Below are 22,418 nucleotides of genomic sequence, written 5' to 3'. Positions count from 1 at the left end.
CGCGTTCGAGGGCCGCCCCGTCCGGGGCGGCCCTCGGTCCTGCGGTCAGGACCCGGTCGCGACCCTCTCGGCCGCGTCCCGGTCACCGGCCTCGCGCTCGGCGGCCAGCCGGTGCCGCAGCCGCTCGCCCTCGACGTCCACGTTCGGCAGCACCCGGTCGAGCCACCGCGGCAGCCACCAGGCGGCCTTCCCGGTCAGCGCCATGACGGCCGGGACGATCGCCATCCGCACCACGAAGGCGTCGAACAGGACACCGGCGGCCAGCGCGAACCCGATCATCTTGATCATCGGTTCGTGCGCGAACAGGAACCCGGCGAACACCGCGATCATGATGACGGCCGCCGCCGTGACGACCCGCGCGTTGTGCCGGAACCCGGTCACCACCGCGTCCTTGGGCTCGGCGCCGTGCACGTACTCCTCGCGCATCCGCGTCACCAGGAACACCTGGTAGTCCACGGCGAGGCCGAACACGACGCCGATCATCAGGATCGGCATGATGCTCATGATCGGGCCGGTGGTCTCCACGCCGAGCAGGCCCGCGAGCCAGCCCCACTGGAACACCGCGACGACGGCGCCGAACGTCGCCACGACGGTGAGCAGGAAGCCCAGCGCCGCCTTGAGCGGGACGAGCAGCGACCGGAACACCAGGAGCAGCAGCAGGAACGCCAGCCCGATGACGACCGCGAGGTAGGGCACGAGCGCGTCGGCGAGCTTGTCGGACACGTCGATCGCCATGGCCGTCTGGCCGGTGACCATCGCGGCGGCGCCGCCGGACGACGCCTCGAACCTCCCGGCGGCGTCGCGGATGCCGGAGACGAGCGTCTCGGTGCCCGCCTCGCTCGGTCCCGTCTTGGGGATCACGGTCAGCAGCGCGGTGTCCCCGGCGGGGTTCGGCGCGGGCGGCGTCACCGCCGCGACGCCGGGCAGCCGCTGGAGCTCGCCGGTGAACCGCTGCGCGGCGGCCGGGGCGGGCCCGCCGCCGTCGGCGGTGTCCACGACGACGAGCAGCGGGCCGTTGATGCCGGGGCCGAAGCCGTCGCTGAGCAGGTCGTACGCCTTGCGCTGCGTGGTGTCGGTGGAGGCGACCTCGTCGCCGGGCAGGCCGAGGCGCAGGTCCAGCGCGGGGATCGCGACGACGCCGAGCGCCGCCACGGCCGCGATCAGCACCGGCAGCGGCCGGCGCACCACGAACCGCGCCCACCGCTCGCCGACCGGCCGGTGGCCGGGCCGGGCGCCGCCGCGCAGTCCCGGGATCTTCCCGCCGAGCACCCTGCGCCCGGCGAAGCCGAGCAGCGCGGGCAGCAGGCTGAGCGCGATGAGGACGGCGACGGCCACGGCGAACGCGGCGGCCAGCCCCATCTCGGTGAGGATCGGGATGCCGACGACGGTGAGCCCGGCGAGCGCGATGAAGACGGTCAGGCCCGCGAACACGACGGCCGACCCGGCGGTGCCGACGGCCCGTCCGGCCGCGTCGGCGCCCTCGCGTCCCTCCAGCAGCTCGGCCCGGTAGCGGGACACGATGAACAGCGCGTAGTCGATGGCGACGGCCAGGCCCAGCATGAGCGCCAGCGTGGAGGTCATCGAGCTCATCTCGATCAGGCCGGTCGCGGCCGTGATCACGGCCATCGCGATGGCCACGCCGAGGATCGCGTTGAGCAGCGGCAGCCCGGCCGCGATGAGCGACCCGAACGTGATGATCAGGACGACGGCCGCGACGGCGATGCCGATGACCTCGGCGGCGCTCTGCTCGGGCATCGTCTGCATCGCGTCGCCGCCCATCTCGACGGTCAGCCCGGCCGCGCGGCCCTGGTCGGCGGCGGCCGCCAGGCCGTCGCGGGCGCCGTCGGACAGGTCGATCGGTGAGACCGTGAAGGTGGCCTGCGCATAGGCGACGCGGCCGTCCGGCGAGACGGCCTTGGCCTGGTACGGGTCCGCGACCTGGGCGATCTGCGGCGTCTGGCCGAGCCGCGCGACGACCTGGTCGACGGCCGTCTTCACCTGCGGGTCGGTGACCTTGGCGCCCTCGGGCGCGGCGAACACGACGCGGGCGGTGGCGCCGTCGGCGTTGGCCTGCGGCATCCGCTCGCCGAGCAGGTCGATGGCCTGCTGCGACTCGGTTCCGGGGATGGAGAAGTCGTCGGCGGTGGGTCCGGACAGCGTCGCGGCGCCCGCGCCGCAGGCGAGGACGAGCGCCGCCCACAGCAGGGCGACGAGCCTGCGCCGCCGGTAGGAGAACCGGCCGAGCCGGTACAGGAAGGTGGCCACGAGTAGACAAGTCCCATCGACGCCGGGCCGTGGTGGCGGCCCGGAGAGGTTCGGTGGTCGGCGGTCACCGCCGCGCCGGGTCGGCGCGGTGGCTGCGGGGTGGATGCCGCCCTGACGGGGGGAGCCTGTGCCCGCCGGGCGGCGGCCGGGCACCGGACGTGCGGTGGGGTCGGGGGGTGCGGCGGTCAGGTGCGCGCGGGCACCGCCCGTGGTTCGGGCAGCCCGGCGCGCATCAGCGTGAACGCCTCGTCGATCATCGGCGCGAGGCCGCCGGGCCGGGCGTCGCGGTCGAGCCACAGTTCGAGCACGACGCGCATGGCGGTCCCGGCGGCGCAGGCCAGCAGGTGCGGGTACAGGTCGCGGCCGGCGTCGGTGCCGGTGCGCTCGGCCAGGACGGCGGCCAGGTCGTGCTCGATGGTGTCCAGGCCGCAGAGCTGGCCCGCGAGCAGGCCGGGGTTGCTCCGGATGACGCGGACGAGCGCGAAGATCTCGGCGCGTCCGGGGTCGTCCTCGGGGAGCAGCACGTCGTGCACGACGTGCTGGACGGCGTCCCAGGCGGGTTCGCCGTCCGGCCGGGCGCGCAGCGCGGCGATCGCGTCCTGCGCGAGGTCGGTCAGCGGGGAGACGATCGCGTCTTCCTTGCCCGGGAAGTAGTTGTGGAACGTGCGGGGTGAGACATCGGCGGCGGCGGCGATGTCCTCCACGGTCACGGCGTCCACCCCGTGCTCCAGGACGAGGAGCATCGCGGCGTGCCCGAGGGCCGCCCGGGTGGCGGCCTTCTTGCGGGCCCGCAGGCCGAGTTCCGCAGTCATACCGTCACGGTACGACTAAGTTGCAGAAGGCGCAAAATTTCAGACACTGCACGGAAGTGACGTTTATCGCACCTCGCGGTGATTCGCGCCTTCTACCCCTCGTCCGGCAGGTCGAACGCCCGGTACAGCCGGGTGTCGAAGAACGAGGCGACCCGGGCGACGCGCCCGTCGGCCAGCGTGAGCACCTGGAGCTGGAACGGCCGGTACACGCCGCGATCGTCGCGCCGGTACATGGCGAAGGCGGGCTGGCCGTTGGCGGCGGTGGGCCGCATCCGCAGCTTGCCGGGCGCCGGGTCGCACTTGGCGCGGACGAGCCGCCCGATCACCTCGGCGCCCCGGTACCATTCGGGGTAGGGCGGCATCTCCCAGACGGCGTCGCGGCGCAGCACCGCCACGAACGCGGCGATGTCGCCCTCCTCCAGCGCGCGGGCGTAGGCGTCGAGCAGGGCGCGGGCGGCCGGGTCGCCGGGTTCGGTGACGGCGTCGCGCTCGGGCGCGGCCTCCCGCAGCCGGGCGCGGGCGCGTTGCAGCGCGCTGTTGACCGACGCGACGCTGGTGCCGAGCAGTTCGGCGACCTCGGCGGCGCGCCACTTCAGCACGTCGCGCAGCAGCAGCACCGCGCGCTGGCGGGCCGGGAGGTACTGGAGGGCGGCGACGAACGCGAGCCGGGTGCTCTCCCGGTGGGCGACGACGGCGGCCGGGTCGACGGCGCGGCCGGGCGTCTCCTCGGCGGCGAACAGCGTCTCGGGCGCGGGCTCCAGCCACGGCACCTCCGGCGCGGCGGTGACCGGGGCCTCCGGGTCGTCGGCGGGGGCGCCGAGGCCGGTCGGGAGCGGCCGCCGGCCGCGCTGCTCCAGCGCGGTGAGGCAGGTGTTGGTGGCGATGCGGTAGAGCCAGGTGCGCAGCGACGAGCGGCCCTCGAAGCCGTCGTAGGCGCGCCAGGCGCGCAGGTAGGTCTCCTGGACCTGGTCCTCGGCGTCGTGCAGGGAGCCGAGCATGCGGTAGCAGTGCGCGGTGAGTTCGCGCCGGTAGGGCGCGGTGCGGCGCTGGAACTCGCCCGCGTCGGGCTGCTCGGTCACGGACGCCGTCGTCGTGCCGGTCATCTCGGTCATCCTCCGGGTCGGCCTGGTGTGGTCCGACCGTAGGCGACGCCACCGACAGAACGGCGGCCGCGGACGGACACGGACCGCGCGAGCACCGTCACGTCAGGTCATGCCGGGCCAAAACCTCCGCCAGGAAGGGCAAAACCCTTCCGTGTGGGAAGGGAACCCTGCACCCTGGAAGCAGGTCCGGACGGCACCGCGAGTGCCGGTCACCCGGGAGGACATGGTGATCGTGAGACCCGAGGGCGGCCCGCGCGTGGTCGTGGGGGTCGACGATTCGGCCGGTGCGCGCTGCGCGCTCGCGTGGGCCATCGGTGAGGCCCGGCTGCGGCGGATGCCGCTGCTGGTCGTGCACGCCACCCCGCTGCCGCCGCACGTGTCGGCGGCGGGGCAGCTCGGCGGCGGCGTCACCGAGGCGCTGCGGGCGAGCGGCGCCGAACTGCTCGACCGGCTGCTGGACGAGGTCGCGGCGCCGGGCGAGGAGCGTCCCCGCACGCTGACGCTCGTCGGTGAGCCGGGTGCGGCGCTGGTGCTGCTCACCCGCGAGGACGACATCCTCGTGGTCGGGCACGGCGGCCGGTCGGCGCTGTCGCGGCTGCTGCGGCCGTCGGTGCGGCTGCACTGCGCGCGGCGCGCCAGGGCGACGCTGGTCTGTGTGCGGCCCCCGTCGGTGGAGTCCCTGCTGACGTCACTGGCCACCCGGGACGACTCGACCGGCCGGGCGCGGCTGCGCCGGTTCGGGTGGCGGCAGGACGGCTGAGGCGCGTCCGTCCAGCAGTGCGGGCGGCGCGGCGGCGACGGCGCGCTCGATGAGGTCGCGTTCGTCCAGCCGGGTGCTGCGGCCGTCGGCGATCAGCACCTCCCCGTCCACCAGCACGGTGTCCACGACGCGGTTGCTGCCGGTGGTGAGCAGCGTCGCGCCCGGGTCCAGGACGGGCACGCACGCCAGGTCGCGGTCGAAGCGCAGCAGCGCCAGATCGGCCTGGACGCCGGGTACCACGCCCTCGGGCCGCTCCTCGGCGCCGAGGACGGCGTTGGCGCCGGTGGTGGCCAGCTCCAGCATCGCGGCGAAGCCGAGCAGGTCGGCCCGGCCGTGCACGGCGCGCTGGAGGTAGGCGCCGATGCGCATGGTCTCCAGCGCGTCCTGGGTGTCGTTGCTGGCGGCGCCGTCGACGCCGAGGCCGACGCGCAGCCCCGCGTCGAGCATCTGCGGGACGGGCGCGACGCCGCTGCCGAGCCGCATGTTGCTCAGCGGGTTGTAGGAGACGCCGACGCCGTGCGCGGCCAGTTCGCGGCGTCCGTCGTCGTCCAGCGCGCAGCAGTGCACGGCGAGCAGCCGTTCCCACAGGAACCCGGCGTCGCGCAGGTAGCCGACGGCGCCGGTTCCGGCGTGCTCGCGGCACATGGCGTCGTCGGTGGGGGTCTCCAGCAGGTGGATGCTGACGGTCATGTCCCGCTCCCCCGCGAACGCGCGGACGCGGCGCAGCCCGTCCGGCGTCATCGAGCGCGGGTTCGGCACGGCGACGCCGAGCGTCACGCGTCCCCCGGCGGTGCGGGCGGCCAGCTCGTCCACGTGGGCGAGCGCGACCTCCAGCGGGTCCATCAGCCGGGGCTCGAACCCCCATTTGCGGGTCGTGTCGGGCCGGTCCGCGACGCCCCGGCAGACGACGGCGCGGATGCCGGTGTCCGCGAGCGCCGCCAGGATCGCGGTGTGCACGGCGGGGTCGGGGTGCGGCCACATGTGCTCGACGAGCGTCGTGGTGCCGCTGCGCAGCGCCTCGACGGACGCGGCGGCGGCCGCGACGTACGCCTGCTCGGGCGTGAGGGCGACCGTGCCCTCGGCGACGTACCGCAGCCAGCGGATCAGCGGCTCCCCCTCGGCGACGCCGCGCATGATCGACTGGTGCAGGTGGGTGTGGGTGTTGACCAGTCCCGGGATGAGGTGGCCGCCCGTCCCGTCCAGCACGTCGCCGCCGGGGGCGCGCAGCCCGTGCGGCTCGACGGCGGTGACGCGCCCGCCGGAGAGCCGGACGTCCTGCCCGGCGAGCCAGCGGCCCTGCGACCAGACGGTCGTGTTCGCGATGACGGTGGGGGTGCTGCGCACGGTGCGGGTCCTCTCGCCGGGATGCCGCCAGTCCAGCAGCCCGGCGCCGCGCCGTGCGAGGGCGTGAACCTACGAACCCGGGCCGGGCGGGGCGCCCGGGTTCGTAGGTTCACGCCATGCCTCACACCGGGGGCAGGTCGGCCAGTTCGGCCAGCGCCGCCCGGTGGCGCCCGGCGGTGCCGAGCGCGATGGCGTCGCTCTTGGCCCGCTTGAGATAGAGGTGGGCGGGGTGCTCCCAGGTGAACCCGATGCCGCCGTGCATCTGCACGCACTCCTCGGCCGCGCGGACGGCGATGCCCGAGCAGTGCGCCTGCGCCAGCGCGGCGGCGACGGCGGTGTCGGCGTCGCCGGACGCGACGCACCCGGCGGCGTACCGGACGACGGCGCGGGCCTGGCTGACGGCCGCCCACAGGTCCGCGACGCGGTGTTTGAGCGCCTGGTAGGAGCCGATGGGGCGGCCGAACTGGTACCGGGTCTTGAGGTGGGCGATCGTCAGTTCGAGGCAGCGTTCGGCGAGGCCGAGTTGTTCGGCGGCCAGCAGCGCCGCGCCCGTCGTGAGCGCCGCCGTGACCGCGTCCGCGCCGCCGATCCGCCGGGCGGGGGCGCCGTCGAGGGCGACGTCGGCGAGGCGGCGCGTCATGTCCAGCGACGTGACGTGCGTGATCCGCGCGGCGGAGCCGTCGACCGCGTACAGGGCGCCGTCCGCCGGGACGAGCAGCGTGCGCGCGACGGCGGCGTCGGCGACGCTGGTGACGACGCCGGTGAGCGCGCCGCCGTCGGCGCGGACGTCCGGCACCGGGTCGCCGGGCGCCGTGGACAGCGGCACGGCCAGCACCGCCGGGCCGTCCGCCAGGACGTCCGCCGCACCGGCGGCCAGCAGCGCGGCCGTGCCGAGGACGGCGGCGCCGAGGAACGGGACGGGCGCCACGGCGCGCCCCAGCTCCTCCATGACCACCGACGTCTCCCGCCACGACGCGCCCGCGCCGCCCGCGTCCTCGGGGACCGGCAGCGCGGTGACGCCCATCGCGACGAGCCCGTCCCAGGGCGCGGCGGCGTGCGGGGCGTCGGTCTCGGTGCCCGCCAGGACGTCGGCCCAGCCGCAGGTGTCGTCCAGCAGGGAGCGGACGCCGGCGCGCAGGTCGTCCTCGATCTCGCCGTACAGCAGGTCGCTCACTTGGGCAGGTCCTTCCACGGCACGTCCTTGTCGGTGCGGATCTCCCCCGGCAGGCCGAGGACGCGTTCGGCGACGATGGTGCGCAGGATCTCCGAGGTGCCGCCCTCGATGGAGTTGCCCTTGGCGCGCAGGTAGCGGTAGCCGGGCGAGCGGCGGGTGAAGTCGACCTCGGTCGGGCGGCGCATCGTCCAGTCGTCGTAGCGCAGGCCGTCCTCGCCGAGCAGTTCCAGCTCCAGGCCGGACAGCTCCTGGTTGAGGCGGGCGAAGGCGAGCTTGGCCGCCGACCCCTCGGGGCCGGGGTCGCCGGCGGCGAGCCTTTGGCGGAGCCGTTCGCCGGTGAGCCGCGCCGCCTCGGCCTCGACCCACAGCCGCATCAGCGCGTCGTGCCCGGCGGCGGTGCGGACCTCGGGGCGCTCGCGCCACAGTCTCGTGACGACGCCGAGCATGCCGCCCTCGCGCGGCGCGGCCTGGCCGCCGATCGCGACGCGCTCGTTCATCAGCGTGGCCGTGGCGACGCGCCAGCCGTCTCCGACGGCGCCGAGCCGGTCGGTGTCGGGGATGCGGACGCCGGTGAGGAACACCTCGTTGAACTCGGCCTCGCCGGTGAGCTGGCGCAGCGGGCGGACGTCGACGCCGGGGGCGTGCATGTCGCAGACGAAGTACGTCATGCCCCGGTGCTTGGGCACCGCCGGGTCGGTGCGGGCGACGAGGATGGCCCACCGGGCCTCGTGCGCCATCGACGTCCAGACCTTCTGCCCGTCCACGACCCAGCCGTCGCCGTCGCGGACGGCGCGGGTGCCGAGCGCGGCCAGGTCGGACCCGGCGCCGGGCTCGGAGAAGAGCTGGCACCAGACCTCCTCGCCGGTCCAGAGCGGGCGCAGGAACCGGTCGAGCTGCTCGGGGGTGCCGTGGGACAGCAGGGTCGGCGCGGCCATGCCGAGGCCGATGCCGTTGCGTTCGGGATGGTTGCCGGGGGCGCCCGCGCGCGCGAACGCGCGGTCGACGGCGGGCTGCGCGGCGCGGGCGGCGCCGAGGCCGCCGCGTCCCTCGGGGTAGTGGACCCAGGCGAGCCCGGCGTCGTAGCGGGCCCGCAGGAACTCCCGGGGCGGGACGGCGGCCGGGTCGTGCGCGGCCAGGAACGCCGCGACGCGCCGTTCGATCTCGGCCGCGTCGGGCGGGGCGGTGCTCACGGGGCGGGACCTCCACGGAGACGGCATACCAACCGGTCGGTATGCCGCTCACCCTAGGAACCGCCCGCGACGTCCGTCAACGCCCGCGCCCGCCGCGACGCGAACGCTGTGCGGCGGCACAACCCGGCCAGAACGTTGCCGCGTCCCGGGCGGCGTCAGTATCGTGGGGCGCCCGAGTGACCCACATCACACATGCCCGGAGGTGCGATGCGCGTCCCGCCCCCGTCCTGGCTGCCGTTCGCGGCGGCGGCGGGCGCCCTGGCCCTGGCGCCGGGCCGCCCGGTGGCACCGGCGCTCGGCTACGCCCTCCTCCTGCTGGCCCTCACCCTGACCCGGGCGAACCTCGCCGTCCCGGCCCTGGCCGGAACAGGAGCCTTCGCGGCAACCCTCATCGGAGGCCCCCTGACCCTCCTGACGGCCGCCCTGGCCGCAGCCTGCGCCGCCGCCACCCTCACGACCGCGACCCGCGTGCTCGGCCTCCCCCACGCCCGCGAACGACACGCACCGCCGCACAGCGATCCCCCGGACACGCGCGCGGACGCGGCTTCACCCCGCACGGACGCGCTCGGCCCGCTCCGCGCGCGGGGACGACAGGCGGTGCCGCACGGCGGCGCCCCGGCCGCGATCTCGGTCGGCGGCGCCCGCGCGTTCGGCCCGTCGCTCTCGCGGAGGCGGCACGTGCCGCCGCATGGCGACGGCGAGGACACGCGGGCGGGCGTGGTCGCACCCGGTGGCGCGGCGTGGGGATCGCTGGTGGGCGGGGTCTTCGCCGTCGCGTTCGCGGGGTTGTGCGTGGTCGTCGGGGCTCCCGGAGGGGTTCCGGGGGTGGGGACCGTCGTGGCCGGGGCCGTGGTGGTCGCCGTCGCGGCGTGGGGGGTCGGGCGGACGCGGGCGGGGGCGGCCGGGCGGTTGCTGGCCGCCGTGCGCGACGATCCGCGCGCCAGTGCGGCGCTCGGCGTGGACGGCGCGCGGGTGGCGCTGCTGCTGGCCGTCGCCGCCGCCGCGCTCGCCGGGGCGGCGGGGCCGCTGCTGGCCGCGCCCGGCGCGTCGCTCGCCGACGGGCTGGCGATCGTGCTGCTGGCGTCGCTGCCGGGCGTCGCGACGGTGCCCGGCGCGCTCGCGGCCGGGGCGGGCCTGGCTGCGGCTCAGGCGTTCGTGCCGGGCGCGCACGGCGTGACGCTGCTGCTCGTGGCCGGGGCGGCGGCCGGGGCCGTGCGCCTCGCGCCCCGGCTCGGCGTGCGGCCGGTCGTGGTGGCGCATGCCCGGCGGTGAGCACGGCGGGCTGCGCGTGGACGCGGTGACGGTGCGCGCCGACGGCGCGCTCGTTCTGGACGACGTCGCGCTGCGCGCGCACCCCGGCGCCGTCACCGGCATCGTCGGGCCCCCCGGAGCGGGCAAGACGACGCTCGCCGACGTCGTCACCGGCTGGCGCCGCCCGGAGTCCGGCACGGTGACGCTCGACGGCACCGACCTGACCGGTGCCGCGCCGTACGTCCGCGCCCGCGCCGGGCTGGCCCGCACCGTGCACGGCGGCACCCCGTTCGGCTCGCTGTCGGTGCGCGACAACGTCCGCGCCGCCGTGGAGATCCACGCGCTGACGCGCCCGGTCGCCGGGCGCGGCCCGCGCGACCGGTGGCGGCGCCGCCGCGCGGCGCGGGCGTCGGCGGCGGCCACCGCCGACGTGCTGCTGGCCCGCACCGGCATCGCCCCGTACGCCGGCCATCCCGCCGCGCGGGTGCCGGCGGCGGTGGCGCCGCTGCTGGAGATCGCGCGGGCGCTGGCGACCCGGCCGCGCGTGCTGCTGCTGGACGAGCCGGCGGCGGGCCTGACCGACGTCCGCGCCCGCGCGCTGGAGGTGCTGCTGCGCGATCTGGCGGCCGAGGGGCTGGCCGTCGTCCTCACCGCGCCGGACCTGAGCGCCGTCCTCGGCGTGTGCGACACCGTGCACGTCCTGGACCGGGGCCGGGTGGCGGCGTCCGGTCCCCCGGCGGGCGTGCGCGGCGAGCCGCGGGTCCGCGCCCTGTTCGCCCGGTGATAATCGAGGCACCCTTTTTCCTTCGCGGAGGTGGACGCATGGGCACCCCGGTGCGCGAGGCGCTGCTGGACGCCGCCGCCGATCTGCTGGTCCGGCACGGCTACCGGGGCCTGCGGATGCGCGACGTCGCGGACGCGGCGGGCGTGAGCCGGCAGACCGTCTACAACGAGTTCGGCGGCAAGTGGGGGCTGGCCGAGGCGATCGTCGTGCGCGACAACGAGCGCTATCTGGACGGCATCGACCGCATCCTGGCCGCCCATGACGAGCTGTATCCGGCGGTGGTCGAGGCGGTGCGGTTCACGCTGGAGCTGTCCGCCGACGACCCGATCAAGAAGATCGTGCTGACCGGCGCGGGCGGCGACGAGCTGCTGCCGCTGCTGACGACGCGCGCCGAGCCGGTGCTGTTCGCGGCGAGCGAGCGCATCACCGCGCACGCGCTGGAGCACTGGCCCGACCTGGCCGAACGCGGCCTGACCGAGATCACCGACGCGGCGGTGCGGCTGACGATGAGCCACGCGCTGCTGCCGTCCGGGCCGCCGGAGCAGGCGGCGCGGGCGATCGCGCGGATGGTGGTCCGCTACCTCGCCCCCTGATGTCAGTGCTCACTTACTTCGCGGGTACGGTGGACGCATGGACTTCGACCTTCCGGACAGCGCGACCGCCGTGCGCGAGGGCGTCCGCGCCCTCGCCGCCCGGTACGACCAGGACTACTGGACCGCCTGCGACGCCGGGAAGCGCTGGCCGCAGGAGGTCTGGGACGACCTGGTCGCGGGCGGCTGGCACGCGCTGGCGATCCCCGAGGAGTACGGCGGCGGGGGCCAGGGCCTGCTGGAGCTGGCCGTCGCGCTGGAGAGCCTGGCGGCGGGCGGCGCGGGCGGCGCCGCGTCCTTCCTGTACCTGCTCACCCCGGCGTTCGGCGGCCTGACGATCGCCCGGCACGGCACGCCGGAGCAGCGCGCCGAGTTCCTGCCCGCCATCGCCGCGGGCGAGCTGGAGACGGCGTTCGCGATCACCGAGCCGGACGCGGGCAGCAACGCGCTCAACATCACCACGCACGCCCGCCGCGACGGCGCCGGCTACCTCGTCAGCGGGCAGAAGATCTGGATCTCCGGCGTCGAGCGCGCCGACGTCCTGGTCCTGGTCACCCGGACGACGCCCGCCGCCGAGGCGACGCCGCGCACGCACGGCTTCACGGTGCTGCTGGTGGACGTTCCGGCGGCCCGTGCCGCTGGAACGCTGACGTATCAGCCGATTCCGAAGCTCGGCACGAACACGGTCGCGTCCAGCATGGTGTTCCTGGACGACGTCCGCGTCCCGGCGGACCGCGTCCTAGGCGAGCCCGGCCAGGGGTTCGCGGTGCTGTGGGACATCCTCAACCCCGAGCGCGTCCTGGCGGCGGCGGGCGGGGTGGGGAGCGGCGAGCTGACGTTGGAGATCGCGGTCGCCTACGCCCGTGAGCGCGCACCGTTCGGCACCCCGATCGGGGCGCACCAGGCGGTGGCGTTCCCGCTGGCCCGCGCCAAGGCGCAGCTCGAACTGGCCCGCCTCATGACCTACAAGGCGGCCTGGCTGTGGGACCGGGGGCGGCCGTGCGGCGCGGAGGCCAACATCGCCAAGCTGACGGCCGCCGACGCCGCCTGGCAGGCCGCCGACCGCGCGTTCCAGACGTTCGGCGGCATGGCGTACTCGCTGGAGTACCCGATCGCACGGATCTTCCGCGACGCCCGCATCGCCAGGAACATCCCGGTCGCCGAGGACCTGGTGCTCGCCCACATCGCCCAGCAGCAACTGGGCCTGCCCCGCTCGTACTGAGGCGTCACCCGGGCGTCCCGAACGCCTCCCGCAGCCGCGCGACGGCGAGGGCCTGCGCGTCGCGTCCGGCGTCGAAGGTGTCGGGCATGAGGAAGAACGAGTGCACGACGCCGGGGTACCGGCGGGCCTCGACGGGCACGCCCGCCGCCGCGAGCCGGGCCGCGTACGCCTCGCCCTCGTCGCGCAGGATGTCGTACTCGGCGGTGATGACGGTCGCGGGCGCGACGCCGGACAGGTCGGGCGCGTGCAGCGGCGCCAGGCCCGGTTCGCACGGGTCCGCGCCGGCCCGGTACATCTCCATGAACCGGGACATCTGGTCGGCGTCCAGGCCGTAGCCGCTGCCGTACTGCGCCCAGCTCTCGGTGTCGCGGGCGGTGTCGGTGACCGGGTAGACGAGGAGCTGGTGCACCAGCGGCACCCCGGTGTCGCGGGCGCGCAGCGCGGCGACGGCGGCCAGGTTGCCGCCCGCGCTGTCGCCGCCGACGGCGACGCGGCCGGGGTCGGCGCCGAACCGGGCGGGGTCGGCGAGCACGGCCGCGATGACGCTCCAGGTGTCCTCGGCGGCGGCCGGGTAGGGGTGTTCGGGCGCGAGCCGGTAGCCGACGTTGAGCACGACGCACCCCGCGCCCGCCGCCAGCTCGCGGCAGGAGACGTCCATGGCCTCGATGCCGCCGACCACCCAGCCGCCGCCGTGCAGGTAGACCAGCACGGGCAGCGGCGCGCCGTCGGGCTCGGGCCGGTACAGCCGGACGGGGATCTCCCCGCCGGTGCCGGGCACGCGCAGGTCCTCGACGCGCGGCAGGTCCCGGCGTTCCACCGGGAACACCAGGTCGAGCTGTTCGCGCAGCTCGTGGATCGAGGGTTGCGCGCCGCCGTGCTCGGCCATCGCGGTGAAACCGCGAAGCTGCTCGACGTACCGTTCGGTCTGCGGGTCCAGCGACATCCGTCCTCCTTGCCGGGACCGGTTCCCCGGGAGGGGGCGGCCAATCCGGCGTGCGGTGTGATCCGCGCCCGGTCAGCCGCCGCCGGACGCCGCCGCGACGAGCGCCTCGAACAGCCGCTGGTCGTCGCCCTCCTCCGGGTGCCACTGGACGGCCAGGCCGAACGGGTGGCCGCGCAGCTCGACGGCCTCGACGGTCTTGTCGTCGGCCCACGCGACCTGTTCCAGGCCGCCGCCGACGCGATCGAGCGCCTGGTGGTGGTAGGTGGGGACGTCGGCGGTGGCGCCGAGGACGCCGCCCAGGGCGCTGCTGCCGCTGATGTGCACGCGGTGCGTGCCGACGCGCCCGATCTCGGGGCGGTGCCCGTCGTGGCCGACCTGGTCGGGCAGGTGCTGGACGAGCGTGCCGCCGAGCGCGACGTTGAGCAGGTGCATGCCCCGGCAGATCGCGAGGAACGGCGTGTTCTGCTCCAGCACGGCGCGCAGCAGCGCGAGTTCGGCGCGGTCGCGGTGCGGCTGCGGCGGGGACGTCTCGGCGTGCGGTTCGGCGCCGTACCGGCCGGGGTCGACGTCGCCTCCCCCGGCGAACACGATGCCGTCGAGCCGGGAGACGAGCGTGCGCAGCCCCTGCGGGCGGCCCGCCGGGGGCAGCAGCACCGGCACGCCGCCGGAGCGTTCGACGGCGCGCAGGTACGGCGCGGGGAGCAGGGCCGCCTCCCGGACCCAGGTGCCCCAGCGGGCCGGTTCGAGATAGGTGGTCACGCCGATCAGCGGCGGGGGCGGCGCGGAGGTCGGGCGGGTGTCCTCTGGCATGCCTGGTCCCTGGTCTCCTCGGGAACGCCGGGCGGTGCCCGCGTTCCGATGTGCGGGTTTGCACCGGCTTCGTCTCAGCATCATGGCGTATCCGGCGACTCGGTGATCCCCGGCCCCGCGGACGCGCGGCGGCGGCGCCGCACGGCCGGGGGTAGAGAATCGTCCACCGATGGTAGCAATAGCGACATTTACGGCGGACAGCGAGCATGCCGCCTACCTCGCACCATCGACGGCCATTGTCAGAGATCGTCCGCGACAACTCCCGGCACCTTTATCAATACCGATCAGTATCCTTCTCCCGATCCCTCGGACGGGATGACTACCGAGAATCATGACACGATTACTCTTTGAAGTATTCGTTGCGGCTTGCCGGGAATCGGTTGAGTACCTGCGGCTTTGGGTGCGAGAATTTCACCCAGCCGGACACCCGGGGGCGTACAAAGCGCCGGGGAACGCCGGGATTCGGTGTCCGTAACCTGGGGGGCGAGTGCGGGAAATGACCGTGGAACCCAGAACCATCAGATCGAGTTTTCTCCCCGTGGAGGCATCGGGGGAAAAGGCGGCGGCCTATTTCTACGGCCGTCTCTTCGCGGCCGAGCCGCGCGTGCGGGCCCTGTTCCCGCCCGCGATGGACGTCCAGCGGGACCGGCTGTTCCAGGCGCTCACCACGATCGTGTTCCGCCTGGACGACCCGGACAGCCTGCTGCCGTACCTGCGGCGCCTCGGCCGCGACCACCGCAAGTACGGGGTCCGCCCCGAGCACTATCCGGCCGTCGGTGCCGCGCTCCTCGCGACGCTGCGCAAGTTCGCCGGCCCCGCCTGGTCGGCGGAGGCCGAGACCGCGTGGACCGCCGCCTACCGGACGGCGTCCACCCTCATGATCGAGGCGGCCGAGCAGGACGCGGACACCCCGCCCTGGTGGGTCGCCGAAGTGACCGCGCACGACCGGCGCGCGCACGACCTGGCCGTCCTCACGCTGCGGCCGGGGCAGCCCGTGCCGTTCACGCCCGGCCAGTACGTCACCGTGCAGTGCGCGCGGTGGCCGCGCGTGTGGCGGCCGTTCTCGGTCGCCAACGCGCCCCGCGCGGACGGCTCGCTGGAGCTGCACGTGCGGGCCGTGCCCGGCGGGTGGGTCAGCGGCGCGCTGGTCCGCTCCACGGCCCCGGGCGACACGGTGCTGCTCGGGCCGCCGCTCGGCACGATGACGCTCGACCCCGGCTCGGACCGCGACCTGGTCCTCGTCGCGGGCGGCACCGGCCTGGCGCCGCTCAAGGCCGTGCTGGAGCAGGTGGCGACGACCGCGCCGCACCGCGCGGTCCACCTGGTCGTCGGCGCGCGCGACGAGCGCGGCCTGTACGACCTGCCAGGGCTGCGGGCGCTGACGGAGGCGTGCCCGGGGCTGCGGATCGTGCCGGTCCTGTCGGACGCCTACGGCGAGCACCCGTACCGGGCGGGGCTGCTGCCCGACGTCCTGCCCGAGGTGCTGCGCGGCCTGCCCGACCTGGACGAGCACGAGGCGTTCGTCTGCGGCCCGGCGGACATGACGCGGACGGCGGTCGACGCGCTGCGCCGGCTCGGCGTGCCGTCCGCGAGGATTCACCACGATCTCGCCGAGACCGGCGAGCCGGTCGTCCCGGAGCTTCCGCCCGCGCGGGGCTGCCCGGTCGTGCACCACGCCTGAGCACGGCCGGAGCGCCCGCGCGGCGTCCCGAGGGGGGAATGGGGAGGGAGACGGCCCCGGTCTGAGGCGCGGTCAGACCGGGGCCCCGTCCGCCGCGGCGGCGCGTTCGCGCAGGAACGCCGTCGTCGCGGCGTCGGCCGGATAGAACGCCTCGATGGCCAGTTCCGCGACCGTGACGTCCAGGGGCGTGCCGAACGTGGCGATCGTGGTGATGAACGCGAGGTCGCGGCCGTCCGCGCGCAGCCGCAGCGGCACCAGCACCTCCCCGCCGTCCGGCTCGGCGGCGACGTCGGCGCGCGGGCCGGGGTAGTCCCGCAGTTCGCGGTAGAGCGAGGTGAGCGCGGCGTCGGCGGTGAGCGCGACGTGCCGCCGCACGCGCCCGATCATGTGCGCCCGCCACTCGCCGAGGTTGGCGATGCGGCCCGCCATGCCGTCCGGGTGCATGCTGAGCCGCAGCGCGTTCACCGGCGGGCGCAGCAGCTCGGGGGCGACGTCCTCCAGGAACAGCCCGGCGGCGGCGTTGGCGTCCACCAGGTTCCAGAACCGGTCGACGACGAGCGCGGGCGCGGGCTCGTGCGCCGCCAGCACCTGCCGCAGCGCGCTCCGCACGCCGTCCATGCGGGGTTCGGGCAGCGGCGTCTCCGCGTAGCCGGGGGCGTATCCGGCGGCGACGAGCAGCAGGTTGCGGTCGCGCAGGGGGACGTCCAGGTGCTCGGCCAGGCGCAGCACCATCGCGCGGCTCGGCATCGACCGGCCGGTCTCCACGAAGCTCAGATGCCGGGTGGACACCTGCGCGGCCGAGGCGAGTTCGAGCTGGCTGAGGCGGCGGCGGTGGCGCCAGGCGCGCAGCCGGTCCCCGATGGGCTGGGCCTCGCCCAGCGCGTTCGCCGTCACGTCCTCTCGCCGTGCAGGTGCTCGCCGAAGAATCCGAAGATCCGGTCCCATGCCTCGGGGGCGTTCTCGCGGCCCTTGCCGAGGCCGAAGGTGACCCGGGCGACGGGCATGATCGGGGCGGGCACCGACGTCTCGGTGAGGAAGCCGTGCCCCGCGCCGGGGACCTCCGTCACCTCGTGCGTCACACCGTGCGCGGTCAGGGCGCGCTCCAGCTTGGCCGCCGCGCCGCGCAGCGTGGGGTCCTTCGCGCCGTAGTGGGCGATGACCGGGCACGCGCCGGCGAGGGCGCCGGTGTCGCGCGGCAGGATGCCGTAGTTGGCCGACGCGGCCTGGAAGTCGTAGCGGGCCGCCGCGACGAGCGCGAACCCGCCGCCGAGGCAGAACCCGATGACGCCGACGCGTCCGGTGCAGTCGGGCCGTTCCGCCAGCGCCACCCGCGACGCCTCGATCACGTCGTAGGCGGTGCCGCGCCGCGCGATCATCTGCCGCATCGCGCCCATGACGCACCGCATCCACGGCTTCCCGCCGTACAGGTCCGGCAGCAGCGCCAGGTACCCGCGCGCGGCCAGCCGGTCGGCCTGCGCCCGCATGTCGGCGCTCGCCCCCAGTGCCTCGAACACCACGACGACGCCGGGCCACGGCCCCTCCCCCTCGGGAACGGCCAGATAACCGGGGAACGTACGGCCCCCGACGGTGAGAGAGATCTCGGCCATGTCCGTCACACCCCTGTCCTCGCCACAACGTTGGGCCCCACCCTCACACACACCGCCCGGACCGGGACGCCCACCCCGCCCCACCGCTCGCGATCAGCGCGAAGACCTGGTTTCCTTGACACGCCTCACCGTGAGGCGAAGTGATGCATTGGGGCAGCAGTGAAGAGCGTCGAACCCGAGGTCTTCCTCGTGGCCAAGCCCGAACTCGACTACGACGAGGTCGCGCGGTATCTGCGCGAGGTCGGCGGGGAGAGCTGGCTGGAGCGCCTGGACCGCGGGGACCTGGACGCCGAGCTGAACGACCCGCAGAACCTCGCCGAGTTCGCCGGGCGGCTCTGCTACCGCTCGTGGGAGCCGGGCCTGAACCCGAACGTGACGCGCGTCCGCACCGACCAGACCGAGTACCTGCAGAACATCCTGCGGTCGCTGCACGGGTCGGTGCTGGAGCACGTGTCGTTCAGCTTCGTGCTGCACAACGTCAGCCGGGTGCTGACCCACGAGCTGATCCGGCACCGGCCGGGGGTGGCGATCTCGCAGGAGTCGCTGCGGTTCGTCCGCCTCCAGGACATCCCGTTCTGGTTCCCCGAGTGGGCGAAGGACGACCCGGAGCTGATGAAGCGCGCGACGGCGCTGCTGGAGCAGATGGAGGAGTTCCAGGGCTGGATGGCCGGCCACTTCGGCCTGGACGACGAGGGCGTCCCGTTCGCGGTGAAGAAGCACCGCACGTCGTTCATGCGGCGGTTCGCCCCCGAGGGCGTCGGCACCGGCCTGGTCTGGACGGCGAACGTCCGCACGCTCCGGCACACGCTGGAGGCCCGCACCGCCGAGGGCGCCGAGGAGGAGATCCGCCTGCTCTTCAACCTCGTCGGTGAGGTGCTGCGCAAGGAGGCCCCCGCGCTGTTCGGCGACTACGAGGTCGAGGACGGCGCCTGGACGCCCCGGTGGCGCAAGGTCTGATGCCCGTCCGCGACGTCGCCGGGGCCTGCCCGCTCGACTGCCCGGACGGCTGCTCCTGGGTCGTCTCGGTCGAGGACGGTCAGGCGGTGCGGCTGCGCGGCAACCCGGCCCATCCGTACACGCGCGGCGCGCTGTGCGGCAAGGTCAACCGGTGGCTGGAGCGGGCCGGGCAGCCCGACCGGGTCACCGCGCCGCTGCGCCGCGTCGGCCGCAAGGGCGAGGGCCGGTTCGCGCGGATCTCCTGGGACGAGGCGCTGGGCGAGATGGCCGCGCGGCTGCGGGCGATCGTGGACGAGCACGGCGGCCAGGCGATCTGGCCGTACTGGGGCACCGGCACGCTCGGCTACCTCCAGGGTCTGGAGGGCCAGCCGGGGCGGCGGCTGTTCAACCTGCTGGGCGCGTCGCTGCACAGCGCCGACATCTGCTCGGTCGCGGGCGCGACGGGCATCTCCGACATACTCGGCTCCCCCGCCGGGATGGACCCGGAGGATCTGGCGCACGCCCGGCTGATCCTCCTGTGGGGGACGAACCCGCTCACGTCCGGGCACCACGTGTGGAAGTTCGTGCAGGACGCGCGCGCGGCCGGGGCGCACGTCGTCGCGATCGACCCGGTGGCGACGCGCACGGCGCGGCTGGCCGACGATCACCTGGCCCCGCTGCCCGGCACCGACGCCGCGCTCGCGCTGGCGCTGCTGCACGTGGTCGTTGGCCTGGGCGCGCAGGACGACGCGTTCCTCCGCGACCACACGAGCGGCTGGCCCGAGTTCCGGTCGCGGATCGCGGAGTTCCCGCCCGGCCGCGCCGCGACGATCACCGGTGTCCCGGCGGAGGCGATCGTGGCGCTCGGTGAGCGGATCGCCCGCACCCGGCCGACCGCGATCCGCGCGACGCAGGGTCTCCAGCGGCACGCGGGCGGCGGCAACGCGCTGCGCGCGCTGGCCGCGCTGCCGGGCGTCACCGGCGACTGGCGGCTGCGCGGCGGCGGGCTGGCGACGTCCACGTCCGGCCACTCCAAGATCGACAAGGCGCGGCTGCACCGCTACGACCTGCTCCCCCACCCGTCGCGCATCCTGTCGATGAGCCGCCTGGGCGGGACGCTGCTGGACGCCGACCCGGCCGTGCGGGCGCTGCTCGTGCTGGCGGGCAACCCGGCGGCGAGCAATCCCGACCAGAACCGCGTCCGGCGCGGCCTGTCCCGCTCCGACCTGTTCACGGTCGTGGTGGACCACTTCCGCACCGACACCGCCGACTACGCCGATCTGCTGCTCCCGGCGACGATGCAGCACGAGCACGCCGACCTCAACGACGGCTACGGCCACCTTTACCTGCACTGGAACGAACCGGCGGTCGCGCCGCCGGGCGAGTGCCTGCCCGCCACCGAGACGTTCCGGCGGCTGGCCCGCGCGATGGGCCTGGACGAGCCGTCGCTGTACGACTCCGATGAGGAACTGGCCGCGCAGGCGCTCGGCTCGGGGCATCCGTTCCTGGCGGGCATCGACCTGGACCGGCTGCGCCGGGAGGGGTCGGTGCGGCTGTCCGTCCCCGACCCGTTCCTGCCGTACGCGGACGGGTTCCCGACGCCGTCGGGGCGGCTGGAGTTCCGGTCCTCGCGCGCCGAGCGGCGCGGCGACGCCGACCCGCTGCCCGGCTACGTCCCGCCCGCCGAGGTCACCGACGCCGGCCGCGCCGCCCGGTACCCGCTCGCGCTGATCTCGGCGGCGTCGCACCACTTCCTGAACACGACGTTCGCCAACGAACCGCGTCTGCGCCGCCGCGCGGGCGACCCGGAACTGTGGCTGCACCCCGGCGACGCCGCCGCCCGCGAACTGGCCGACGGCGACCGCGTCACCGCGTCCAACGACCGGGGCGCGTTCGAGGCCGTCGCCCGCCTCACCGACCGGGTCCGGCCGGGCGTCGCCGCGACGACCAAGGGCCACTGGGCCAAGCTGACCGGCGGCGCCTCGGTCAACGCGGTGACCCGCGAGGACGTCACCGACCTCGGCGGCGGCCCGGTCTTCCACGACACCCGCATCGAGGTCGCGGCGTGCGCGCGGCGCGGCTGATCTCGCTCGTCCTGCTGCTCCAGGCGCGCGAGACGATGACGGCCGCCGAGCTGGCGGCCGAGCTGGAGGTCTCCGAGCGGACGGTCTACCGCGACGTGGAGGCGCTGTCGGCGGCGGGCGTCCCCGTCTACGCCGACCAGGGGCGGCACGGCGGCTACCGCCTGGTCGCGGGTTACCGCACGCGCCTGACGGGCCTGTCCCGGGAGGAGGCCGAGGCGCTGTTCCTGGCCGGGCTGCCCGGTCCGGCGGGCGACATGGGCCTGGCCGACGCGGTCGCCGCCGCCGAGCTGAAGGTCGTCGCGGCTCTCCCGGCGTCCCTGCGCGACGCCCCGGCCCGCGCGGGTCAGCGCTTCCACCTGGACGCGCCCGGCTGGTTCGGGCCGTCCGGCCCGCCGCCGCTGCTCCCCGACCTGGCCCGCGCCGTCTGGAACGACGAGACGATCACGCTCGCCTACCGCCGCGACCGCGAGGTCGAACGGACGGTGGACCCCTACGGCCTCGTCCTGAAGAACGGCACCTGGTACCTGATCGCCGCCGTGGACGGCACCCACCGCACCTATCGCGCCGACCGGATCACCGCCGTGACCGCGACCGGCGCCGTCTTCGACCGCGACGCCGCCTTCGACCTGCCCGCCCACTGGGCGGCGAGCACCGACGCGTTCCGCCGGTCGATGCTCCGCGACCGCATCACGGTCCGCATCAGCCCGGCGGGCCTGCGCGTCCTGCGCCTCGCGACCGAACCCCTCGCCGCCGCCGAGGCCGCCGAGCACGCGAGCCCGCCCGACGCGGGCGGCTGGGTCACGACGACGCTCCCGGTCGAGTCCCTGGACGTCGCCTACACCGAACTCCTGCGCGTCGGCCCGGAGATCGAGGTTCTGGAGCCGCCCGAGCTGCGCGCCCGCTTCGCCGAGGCGGGCGCGCGGCTCGCGGCGCTCTACCGGTAGCCGGTGGTGTCGGCGGGCTTGCCGGGGAACACCACCTCGGTGATGTACCGCCAGGCGTCGGGACGGCTGCCGTCCACGTCGGTGAAGCCGTACTCCAGCGCCAGGCCCCCGCTGGACAGCGACCGCCCGGACCACCGCGCCCGGTCGGGGTCGGCGGCCAGCGCGGCGACGGCGCGGCCGACGAACGCGGGCGACTCGGAGATGAGGAAGTGCGGGTCGGTCTTCGCGCCGTCGCGCCAGGTGTCCTCGGTGACGCCGAAGTGCTCCAGCATCGCCTCCGAGCGCAGCCAGCCCGGCGTCAGCGCGACGGCGGTGCCGCCGTGCGGGCGGACCTCGTCGGCGAGGGTCTGGCCCATCCGGATGACCGCCCACTTGGCGAGGTCGTAGAAGAACCCGCAGTCCTTGCGGTACTCGGCGTTGGTCTCGGCGGTGCCGTCGGTGACCTCCACGACGAGACCGCCGGGGTGCCGGTTGAGCAGCGGCAGCGCGCGGTGGCTGGTGATGGCGTGGGTGTCGATCGAGAGCCGCAGCATCCGCAGCCCGTCCTCCAGCGACTGTTCCGGCAGGCTGAGGTCGAACTTGGTGAGGTGGTCGGCGCCCCAGATGTCGTTGACGAGGACGTCGAGCCGCCCCTGCTCGGCGTCGATGCGCCGCACGAGCGCGTCCACCTGGTCGATCTCCAGATGGTCGGTGGGGACGGCGATGCCGGTGCCGCCCGCCGCGGTGACGAGGTCGGCGGTGTCCTCGATGGTCTCGGGCCGCCCGAGCTCCGAGCGGCGTTCGCGGGTGGTGCGTCCGGTGACGTAGACGGTGTGGCCCGCCTCGCCCAGCGCGACGGCGATCCCCCGGCCCGCGCCCCGGGTGGCCCCCGCCACCAGCGCGATCTTCGGTGTGGTGTTCATGCGGGAGAGCCTGCCC

20 protein-coding genes are annotated in these 22,418 nt (G+C 75.4%); 9 read left to right on the top strand and 11 right to left on the bottom strand.

What is annotated here, in order from left to right; all coding sequences use genetic code 11:
* Positions 1-45: 45 nt before the first annotated feature.
* The 3 genes from C229_RS0116535 to C229_RS0116525 all read right to left on the bottom strand — a co-directional run bounded on the left by C229_RS0116535 (position 46) and on the right by C229_RS0116525 (position 4,180).
* Positions 46-2,265 (bottom strand): MMPL family transporter, encoded by a 2,220-nt coding sequence (locus C229_RS0116535; protein WP_018656196.1) that lies wholly within the window; start codon positions 2,263-2,265, stop codon positions 46-48.
* A 185-nt stretch (positions 2,266-2,450) separates the two neighbouring features.
* On the bottom strand, positions 2,451-3,077 hold the full coding sequence (locus tag C229_RS0116530; RefSeq protein WP_018656195.1) for an acyl-CoA-like ligand-binding transcription factor: 627 nt from the start codon (positions 3,075-3,077) through the stop codon (positions 2,451-2,453).
* 92 nt (positions 3,078-3,169) lie between these two features.
* On the bottom strand, positions 3,170-4,180 hold the full coding sequence (locus C229_RS0116525; RefSeq protein WP_018656194.1) for a sigma-70 family RNA polymerase sigma factor: 1,011 nt from the start codon (positions 4,178-4,180) through the stop codon (positions 3,170-3,172).
* 223 nt (positions 4,181-4,403) lie between these two features.
* Between C229_RS0116525 and C229_RS32340 the strand changes: the two genes are divergently transcribed.
* The gene (locus C229_RS32340; protein WP_169513846.1) at positions 4,404-4,940 is read left to right on the top strand and encodes a universal stress protein; all 537 of its coding nucleotides are present in this window, start codon (positions 4,404-4,406) and stop codon (positions 4,938-4,940) included.
* Here the strand turns inward: C229_RS32340 and C229_RS0116515 are convergent.
* The 3 genes from C229_RS0116515 to C229_RS0116505 all read right to left on the bottom strand — a co-directional run bounded on the left by C229_RS0116515 (position 4,869) and on the right by C229_RS0116505 (position 8,675).
* Complete coding sequence (locus C229_RS0116515) at positions 4,869-6,284, bottom strand: amidohydrolase family protein (protein ID WP_018656193.1); 1,416 nt, start codon at positions 6,282-6,284, stop codon at positions 4,869-4,871. The two genes, C229_RS32340 and C229_RS0116515, sit on opposite strands and share 72 nt — an antisense overlap.
* A gap of 121 nt (positions 6,285-6,405) precedes the next feature.
* On the bottom strand, positions 6,406-7,458 hold the full coding sequence (locus C229_RS0116510) for an acyl-CoA dehydrogenase family protein (protein ID WP_018656192.1): 1,053 nt from the start codon (positions 7,456-7,458) through the stop codon (positions 6,406-6,408).
* Positions 7,455-8,675, bottom strand: coding sequence for an acyl-CoA dehydrogenase family protein (locus C229_RS0116505; protein ID WP_205624500.1), 1,221 nt, complete (start codon positions 8,673-8,675; stop codon positions 7,455-7,457). Before C229_RS0116505 ends, C229_RS0116510 begins: the two co-directional genes overlap by 4 nt.
* Before the next feature lie 180 nt (positions 8,676-8,855).
* Here C229_RS0116505 and C229_RS0116500 point away from each other — a divergent pair, with 180 nt between their 5' ends.
* Genes C229_RS0116500 through C229_RS0116485 form a run of 4 tightly spaced genes read left to right on the top strand, consistent with a single transcriptional unit; the run spans position 8,856 to position 12,495 of the window.
* A complete protein-coding gene (locus C229_RS0116500) occupies positions 8,856-9,920 on the top strand; it encodes a hypothetical protein (protein ID WP_018656190.1) in 1,065 nt (354 codons plus the stop codon).
* Positions 9,907-10,683 carry an ATP-binding cassette domain-containing protein gene (locus C229_RS0116495; RefSeq protein WP_018656189.1) on the top strand — a complete coding sequence of 259 codons (777 nt, stop codon included), beginning with the start codon at positions 9,907-9,909 and terminating at the stop codon, positions 10,681-10,683. Before C229_RS0116500 ends, C229_RS0116495 begins: the two co-directional genes overlap by 14 nt.
* Positions 10,684-10,721: 38 nt before the next feature.
* Complete coding sequence (locus C229_RS0116490; protein ID WP_018656188.1) at positions 10,722-11,276, top strand: TetR/AcrR family transcriptional regulator; 555 nt, start codon at positions 10,722-10,724, stop codon at positions 11,274-11,276.
* 37 nt (positions 11,277-11,313) lie between these two features.
* Positions 11,314-12,495 carry an acyl-CoA dehydrogenase family protein gene (locus C229_RS0116485; RefSeq protein WP_018656187.1) on the top strand — a complete coding sequence of 394 codons (1,182 nt, stop codon included), beginning with the start codon at positions 11,314-11,316 and terminating at the stop codon, positions 12,493-12,495.
* 4 nt (positions 12,496-12,499) lie between these two features.
* Here the strand turns inward: C229_RS0116485 and C229_RS0116480 are convergent, their stop codons facing one another.
* Both C229_RS0116480 and C229_RS0116475 read right to left on the bottom strand, forming a co-directional pair.
* Positions 12,500-13,438: an alpha/beta hydrolase gene (locus C229_RS0116480; RefSeq protein WP_018656186.1), complete on the bottom strand. Its 939-nt coding sequence runs from the start codon at positions 13,436-13,438 to the stop codon at positions 12,500-12,502.
* 72 nt (positions 13,439-13,510) lie between these two features.
* Entirely contained in the window at positions 13,511-14,248 is a 738-nt protein-coding gene (locus C229_RS0116475) for a gamma-glutamyl-gamma-aminobutyrate hydrolase family protein (protein WP_018656185.1), read from the bottom strand.
* A 538-nt stretch (positions 14,249-14,786) separates the two neighbouring features.
* Here C229_RS0116475 and C229_RS0116470 point away from each other — a divergent pair.
* Positions 14,787-15,929: a globin domain-containing protein gene (locus tag C229_RS0116470; protein ID WP_018656184.1), complete on the top strand. Its 1,143-nt coding sequence runs from the start codon at positions 14,787-14,789 to the stop codon at positions 15,927-15,929.
* 72 nt (positions 15,930-16,001) lie between these two features.
* On the opposite strand, the gene C229_RS0116465 is transcribed toward C229_RS0116470, so the two are convergent.
* Positions 16,002-16,823, bottom strand: coding sequence for a helix-turn-helix transcriptional regulator (locus C229_RS0116465; protein ID WP_018656183.1), 822 nt, complete (start codon positions 16,821-16,823; stop codon positions 16,002-16,004).
* Positions 16,820-17,536 carry a dienelactone hydrolase family protein gene (locus C229_RS0116460; protein ID WP_026313856.1) on the bottom strand — a complete coding sequence of 239 codons (717 nt, stop codon included), beginning with the start codon at positions 17,534-17,536 and terminating at the stop codon, positions 16,820-16,822. Before C229_RS0116460 ends, C229_RS0116465 begins: the two co-directional genes overlap by 4 nt.
* 159 nt (positions 17,537-17,695) lie before the next feature.
* On the opposite strand from C229_RS0116460, the gene thyX reads away from it, so the two are divergent.
* Genes thyX through C229_RS0116445 form a run of 3 tightly spaced genes read left to right on the top strand, consistent with a single transcriptional unit; the run spans position 17,696 to position 21,500 of the window.
* Positions 17,696-18,493 (top strand): FAD-dependent thymidylate synthase, encoded by a 798-nt coding sequence (thyX, locus tag C229_RS0116455; protein WP_018656181.1) that lies wholly within the window; start codon positions 17,696-17,698, stop codon positions 18,491-18,493.
* Positions 18,478-20,556: a molybdopterin-containing oxidoreductase family protein gene (locus tag C229_RS0116450; RefSeq protein ID WP_240487314.1), complete on the top strand. Its 2,079-nt coding sequence runs from the start codon at positions 18,478-18,480 to the stop codon at positions 20,554-20,556. Before thyX ends, C229_RS0116450 begins: the two co-directional genes overlap by 16 nt.
* Entirely contained in the window at positions 20,538-21,500 is a 963-nt protein-coding gene (locus tag C229_RS0116445) for a helix-turn-helix transcriptional regulator (RefSeq protein WP_018656179.1), read from the top strand. The genes C229_RS0116450 and C229_RS0116445 overlap by 19 nt, the downstream gene beginning before the upstream one ends.
* On the opposite strand, the gene C229_RS0116440 is transcribed toward C229_RS0116445, so the two are convergent.
* The gene (locus tag C229_RS0116440) at positions 21,491-22,402 is read right to left on the bottom strand and encodes an SDR family oxidoreductase (protein ID WP_018656178.1); all 912 of its coding nucleotides are present in this window, start codon (positions 22,400-22,402) and stop codon (positions 21,491-21,493) included. The two genes, C229_RS0116445 and C229_RS0116440, sit on opposite strands and share 10 nt — an antisense overlap.
* Positions 22,403-22,418 lie beyond the last annotated feature (16 nt).

The sequence above is a fragment of the Actinomadura flavalba DSM 45200 genome, from assembly GCF_000374305.1.
GTDB classification, from domain to species: domain Bacteria; phylum Actinomycetota; class Actinomycetes; order Streptosporangiales; family Streptosporangiaceae; genus Spirillospora; species Spirillospora flavalba.
This window is presented reverse-complemented; position numbering and strand designations above follow the sequence as displayed.

What these genes read in the sequence shown, in the direction of transcription:
- C229_RS0116505 (WP_205624500.1), bottom strand. Translation starts at nt 8,675, where the DNA reads ATGCCGTCTCCGTGGAGGTCCCGCCCCGTGAGCACCGCCCCGCCCGAC.
- C229_RS0116490 (WP_018656188.1), top strand. Translation starts at nt 10,722, where the DNA reads ATGGGCACCCCGGTGCGCGAGGCGCTGCTGGACGCCGCCGCCGATCTG.
- C229_RS0116440 (WP_018656178.1), bottom strand. Translation starts at nt 22,402, where the DNA reads ATGAACACCACACCGAAGATCGCGCTGGTGGCGGGGGCCACCCGGGGC.
- C229_RS0116485 (WP_018656187.1), top strand. Translation starts at nt 11,314, where the DNA reads ATGGACTTCGACCTTCCGGACAGCGCGACCGCCGTGCGCGAGGGCGTC.
- C229_RS0116500 (WP_018656190.1), top strand. Translation starts at nt 8,856, where the DNA reads ATGCGCGTCCCGCCCCCGTCCTGGCTGCCGTTCGCGGCGGCGGCGGGC.
- C229_RS0116530 (WP_018656195.1), bottom strand. Translation starts at nt 3,077, where the DNA reads ATGACTGCGGAACTCGGCCTGCGGGCCCGCAAGAAGGCCGCCACCCGG.
- C229_RS0116475 (WP_018656185.1), bottom strand. Translation starts at nt 14,248, where the DNA reads ATGCCAGAGGACACCCGCCCGACCTCCGCGCCGCCCCCGCCGCTGATC.
- C229_RS32340 (WP_169513846.1), top strand. Translation starts at nt 4,404, where the DNA reads ATGGTGATCGTGAGACCCGAGGGCGGCCCGCGCGTGGTCGTGGGGGTC.
- C229_RS0116495 (WP_018656189.1), top strand. Translation starts at nt 9,907, where the DNA reads ATGCCCGGCGGTGAGCACGGCGGGCTGCGCGTGGACGCGGTGACGGTG.
- C229_RS0116460 (WP_026313856.1), bottom strand. Translation starts at nt 17,536, where the DNA reads ATGGCCGAGATCTCTCTCACCGTCGGGGGCCGTACGTTCCCCGGTTAT.
- C229_RS0116480 (WP_018656186.1), bottom strand. Translation starts at nt 13,438, where the DNA reads ATGTCGCTGGACCCGCAGACCGAACGGTACGTCGAGCAGCTTCGCGGT.
- C229_RS0116525 (WP_018656194.1), bottom strand. Translation starts at nt 4,180, where the DNA reads ATGACCGGCACGACGACGGCGTCCGTGACCGAGCAGCCCGACGCGGGC.